Origin of the sequence: Mycobacterium sp. 1465703.0 (assembly GCF_001672975.1) — a bacterium.
Lineage (GTDB): Bacteria > Actinomycetota > Actinomycetes > Mycobacteriales > Mycobacteriaceae > Mycobacterium.
Window position 1 is genome coordinate 1 of sequence record NZ_LZKU01000113.1, and the last position, 5,380, is coordinate 5,380.

General features: G+C 66.5%; 4 protein-coding genes and 1 tRNA gene. 2 read left to right on the forward strand and 3 right to left on the reverse strand.

Features of this window, described 5'->3' with window-relative positions; all coding sequences use genetic code 11:
• The 3 genes from A5625_RS30545 to A5625_RS09980 all read right to left on the reverse strand — a co-directional run.
• The coding region (locus tag A5625_RS30545; RefSeq protein WP_066992319.1) for a hypothetical protein at positions 1-2,065 on the reverse strand (2,065 nt) is incomplete at its 3' end.
• Positions 2,066-2,170: 105 nt separating this feature from the next.
• A complete protein-coding gene (dcd, locus tag A5625_RS09975) occupies positions 2,171-2,743 on the reverse strand; it encodes a dCTP deaminase (protein ID WP_066992310.1) in 573 nt (190 codons plus the stop codon).
• Between the two features lie 29 nt (positions 2,744-2,772).
• Positions 2,773-3,408, reverse strand: a complete 636-nt coding sequence (locus A5625_RS09980; protein ID WP_197516042.1) for a hypothetical protein — start codon at positions 3,406-3,408, stop codon at positions 2,773-2,775.
• A 215-nt stretch (positions 3,409-3,623) separates the two neighbouring features.
• Between A5625_RS09980 and A5625_RS09985 the strand changes: the two genes are divergently transcribed.
• Both A5625_RS09985 and A5625_RS09990 read left to right on the forward strand, forming a co-directional pair.
• Positions 3,624-3,697: transfer RNA gene (locus tag A5625_RS09985), tRNA-Gly, on the forward strand.
• A gap of 296 nt (positions 3,698-3,993) precedes the next feature.
• Positions 3,994-5,337, forward strand: a complete 1,344-nt coding sequence (locus A5625_RS09990; RefSeq protein ID WP_066992317.1) for a lipase family protein — start codon at positions 3,994-3,996, stop codon at positions 5,335-5,337.
• Positions 5,338-5,380 lie beyond the last annotated feature (43 nt).

The following is a 5,380-nucleotide window of genomic DNA, read 5'->3' on the forward strand; positions in this document are numbered from 1 at the left end:
GGTGTCCGCCTCCGCCGCCGCCACCGCCGTGGCCGCCACCGAAACCGCCACCACTGTGACCACCGCCGAAGCCGCCTCCGCTGTGCCCGCCGCCGAAGCCGCCACCGCCACCGGGAGCCGGCGCGTGACCACCACCGAAGCCGCCGAGGCCACCGCCGCCGCCAGGAGCCGGCGCGTGACCACCACCAAAGCCGCCACCGCCACCGGGAGCCGGCGCGTGACCGCCACCGAAGCCGCCGCCGCCACCGGGAGCCGGGGCATGACCACCGCCGAAACCGCCGAGACCGCCGCCGGGACCGCCCGCGGGAGGCGTCGGAACGTGGCCACCACCGGGCGCAGGAGCGTGGCCGCCACCCAAGCCGCCGGGACCGCTGCCGGGCGTGGGAACGTGACCGCCGCCCGAGCCGCCCGGCCCGTTGCCAGGCGTGGGGACATGACCGCCGCCCGACCCACTGCCGGGTGTAGGCACGTGGCCGCCGGGACCACTCTGACCGGGCGTCGGAACGTGGCCGCCGGAGTTACCGGGACCGCTCTGACCGGGCGTCGGAACGTGGCCCCCCGGGCCGCTCTGACCAGGCGTCGGAACGTGGCCGCCGCCGGAGTTACCGGGACTGCTGGGCTTGGGCGGGGTACCTTCGCCAGGCGGAGTCTGGTGCGGCGGTGACAGCGGACCGGTGCCGCCGACCTGCGGCGGCGATGGCTCCGGGAGGTGCACCGGAGGATGAGGCTGCACCGGTTGCGGAATGGACAGGTGCGGTGGCACCGCAAGCATCGGTGGGTCATCGACCGGGTTAGGAACAGGAATGCGAACCGGTACCGGCACTGGGACCGGGGGAACCACGACAGGAACCGGAACGATCGGGGCGGCGGGCAGCGGCGGGGCCGCCGGCGGCGGCGGAACCGCGGGCAGCGGCGCGGCGACCGGCGGGTTCAACGGCTGGGGGGCGGCCATCGGGACGGGCTGGCCGACCTTGGGCTGCGGCACGGCTGCCTGCACCGGCGCCGGGGCCGGTGCCTGCTCGGTGGGAACGATGAGGTGCTGGCCCGGGGTGGGTTGTAAAGCCACGGTGCCCGTGTCGCGGATGCCGATCGCCAACGCGATCTCGAGAGCCAGCACAGCACTGATGCCGACCACCGCCAAGCCGCTGCCGACCAGCAAGACAGGCCGCCGCCGCTGCTGATTCTCCTCGGGAAGGAAGAGCTTCTCGATGACGACGGTCGGCGAATCGGCGTCGTCATCGCCGACCGCGCTGTAGGCGAGCTCGTCGTCACCGGGCTCCGGCCCGAACGGAACATAGAGGTATTCGGGGAGGGAGTACTGGTCCACCGCGCCGGTGCCGGGGTCTTGCGCGTAGGCCAGCGCGGCGGTCGAGGAGGCAAACAGCGGCGCGTTAGCCGACGCCAAGGCCGCCCCACGGGCCAGCGCCGTCTCGGGTTCCTCGGCCACGCTCACGTCGAGGAACGTCGTCGCCTGCAACACCTCTTTCAAGGGAGAGACGTCGATGCCCGAGCCGACCAGGAACAGGCCCCCCGGCGGGAGTTCGAGCTTCTCCATCCCGGCGACCATCGCGCTGAGCTGCTCGGCGGCATCGCCGTAGGACTCCGCGTGGATCTGCTGCTTGTAGACGTCCGGGATGGAACCGTCGGAGGTCTCGACGACCGCAAGCGTCGCGGTGTCGGGCTCCACCAGCAGAACGGCGGTGCGCTCGTAACCCATTGCGCCGCCGACGTTTTGCGCCAGGGCTGCGGCGGCCAAGAAGGCCGAGACCAGCATCACGTTGTCGATCCGGTGAGCGGTCAGCGCGTCGCGCAGTGCCGCGGCTTCGAGTTGATCGGTCCACGTCACGCCGATGGACGACAGCTCTAGGCCGGCATCGACCGCGCCTTCACGGGTGCCCAAGATGGCTGAGATCACTTGGTCGGGCCCCGTCGAGGTGGCCGCGTCATCGACGTCAGCGACGTCGAACACGTCCTCTTCTACCGTGGCGCCGTCGGCGTATTCGCCTTCCAGGACAACCATTTGGATCGATGACGGTGCCATCGACACCCCGAGCACGATATCCAATACAAACCCCTCCAAAGGTATTGCACGATGACCACGGCCAGGCGGAGGAAAAACCACGGCTAACTAAGTATCGCGCAGAAGGGGAGCGTGAGAGCCCCTCAGAACCTATGTAGTCCGTATGAAGTTCTGATAGGAGCGCGACGGGGTCGGTCCTCGCTGGCCCTGATACTTCGAACCTACTTGTGTACTGCCGTAAGGATGTTCGGCCGGACTGGTCAACCGCAGAATGCACAGCTGACCGATCTTCATGCCTGGCCACAGCGTGATGGGCAGGTTGGCGACGTTGGACAGCTCCAGCGTGATGTGACCACTGAAGCCGGGGTCGATGAAACCGGCAGTCGAGTGCGTCAGCAGGCCAAGGCGGCCCAGCGACGACTTGCCTTCCAGACGTCCGGCGAGGTCGTCGGGCAAGGTGATGAGTTCCAGCGTCGAGCCGAGCACGAACTCGCCGGGATGCAGCACGAAAGGCTCCCCGTCGACCGGTTCGACCAAGGTGGTCAGTTCATCTTGCTGCTTCGCCGGGTCGATGTGGGTGTAGCGGGTGTTGTTGAACACCCGGAACATGCAGTCAAGCCGCACGTCGATGCTGGACGGCTGCACCAGGCCGGCTTCGAACGGTTCGATGCCCAATCGCCCGGCGCTGATTTCGGCCCTGAGGTCGCGATCGGAGAGCAGCACGCGACGAGCCTAACTGCTGGCGCATGCGCTCAGCGGAGATAGACCTCGCTGCCGTCCGGATATCCGCCGCCGGTGGTGGTGACGTGCACGTGGTCGTAGTGCCCCAGCCGGCTCGGCTGCGCTCCGCCCGGCGTGTAGTAGACGCCCCGCCAGATCGCATCCTGAATGCCGAACCGGTCGGCGTTCTGCAGCACGTACGCGACGATCGCATTGCCCAGCGCTATACCGTCGGCCGACTGCGGGTTGGGAATCATCACATCGAGCGCCAAGCCGCGGGGGTGCCACGGCAACGGGTCCGGTCGCACTCCCCCGATTTCGTGGATCTGGGGGAAGTCCGCCGTGATGCTGCGAGCGGTCAGGATCGTCCGGACTTGCAGGCCCCGTTCCGGCGCGACGTCGGCGGTCAGCATCGGGGCTCGCGTGTGGTACCGCGAAGCCGCGGCGGGTTCGCTGTCAGGGGATCCTTTAAGGATCCGATTCGATGCCAGCGTCACGATTTGCACGCAGCACGGAGCTGCCTCGTTGATAACGGGTTTGGCCTCATCATGGGCCTTAACTGGATGGACATCGCCTGACACCGCGAAGAACACGGCGGCGGGGGCGAGCACTGCAGCCAGGGCCACTGAAGGTTTGCGGCGCTTCCTGGCTAATGCGTGTCGACCCACGCCGAGCACATTACGTTACGATAACGAAATAATAAACGTGGCTTTCTTAAGAATTGCGGCTGGGCGAGCTTAGATTCAAAGCGTATTGGAGTTGAGCGGCTGCCGGCGACGGTTGATTCGTGCACCGAGATGACGGTGTGCGTCGCGGTCGTCGCCCGCCCACCCGCGTCGACGGGCATCGGCGGTGCTGGATGCTAGCCTTCTGAGGCGACTGTGCCGATGTAGTTCAATGGCAGAACATCAGCTTCCCAAGCTGAATACGCGGGTTCGATTCCCGTCATCGGCTCCACGAAACACCAGCTCAGCGAAATTTGCTCAAATCTCACACAGTCGACTGTCGCCGTTCTTGACCGTCGTTTGACCGTCAGTCAGCGCAACGCCGGTCCGAAAGATGTTTGCTGACCCGCCACGCGCGCTGCGCCAATTGCTGATCGGCTATGGCGCGGCCGCCACCCACGTGCTCGGCTGATGTTCGGCGGTGTTTTCGGATAACCGACGATTGCCATCCCGATACCGCGGGTAATAGATACCTCAGGCGGCGTCGATCCGCGCTGTCAGCAACATGCCGAGGGAGCCGTCATACCGATGGATAGCTGTTCCGCCACGCCAGTGACAGTCGCAAGCGTCCCGCACGACGACCTGCGCCGCGTCGAACGGCCGATCTCACCCGACGACGACCCCTTCTATCGAGCGCCAGAAGGCTACGAGCACGCGGAACCGGGCACGGTGTTGCGCTCGCGCGACGTGGAGATCGGATTTCTCGGTCTTATCAGCCAACGGGTACAAGCCACTCAGTTGCTGTACCGCACCACCAATCTGCACGAAGACCCGGAAGTCGCCGTGACCACTGTGCTCATCCCGCCGCAGCGCGAGTCAGACGTTGCTTATCCGGTCCTTTCTTATCAATGCGCGATCGATGCCGTGGCGTCGCGCTGTTTCCCCTCGTTCGCTATGCGGCGCGGCGCGCGACCGATCGGTGCATTCGTCCAAGCCGAGTACTTGTTGGTGACCGCCGCGCTGGCCGAAGGCTGGGCGGTTTGCGTACCCGACCACGAAGGCTGCCACGGCATGTGGGGCGCTCCCGTCGAGCCCGGCTACCGGATTCTGGACGGGCTGCGGGCCGCGATGCGGTGCGAGCGCCTGAAATTGTCGCCGTCTGCACCGGTGGGTCTGTGGGGGTACTCAGGGGGAGGTTTGGCGTCGGCGTGGGCGGCCGAACTGTGTGAGGGATATGCACCGGAGCTCAATATCGTTGGGGCGGCTTTGGGCTCGCCCGTCGGCGACCCGGGGAGCGTGGCACGCCGCCTCAACGGCAGCTTCTTCGCCGGTCTCGCCGCGCTGATGATTTCCGCTTTGACGCAAGTTTTCCCCGGCGCGCAGAACGTCGTCGACGAGCACGCGACTGACGAGGGCAAGGCGCTGCTCGACGAATTGCAGACGATGACCACGGCCCAGGCGGTATGGCGCTTCCGCAAGGTCGACATCGGGTCCTACGTCGACATGACGGCCGACGAGCTGTGGGACCTCCCACAAGTGCGGCACATCTTCGACGAGACCAAGCTCGGCAAGTCCAGGCCCAAGCCTCCCGTGCTGGTCATACAGGCGGTGCACGACGGAATCATCAGCGTCGACGATGTCGATGCACTGGTCGCCGAGTACGAACGCATTGGTGCCGCGGTCACCTATCACCGCGACCGGTTCTGTGGTCATCTGCTGTTGCATCCGCTGTCGGCGCCCATGACGCTGAGGTGGCTGCGCGATCGATTCGGGGACCGGCCGGTAAACGAGCACAAAACCCGCACGGTTTGGCCGACGCTGTTCAACCCGTCGACGTACTTGGGCATGGTCAAGTTGGGCGTCATCACGGCGAAGGTCGTCCTCGGGCGCCCCGTGGAACGCCAACCGCTGTCGACAACGGATACCCGATAACTTCTAGTCCTCGGTTCCTCTCACACAGGCGCATCCGCACGGG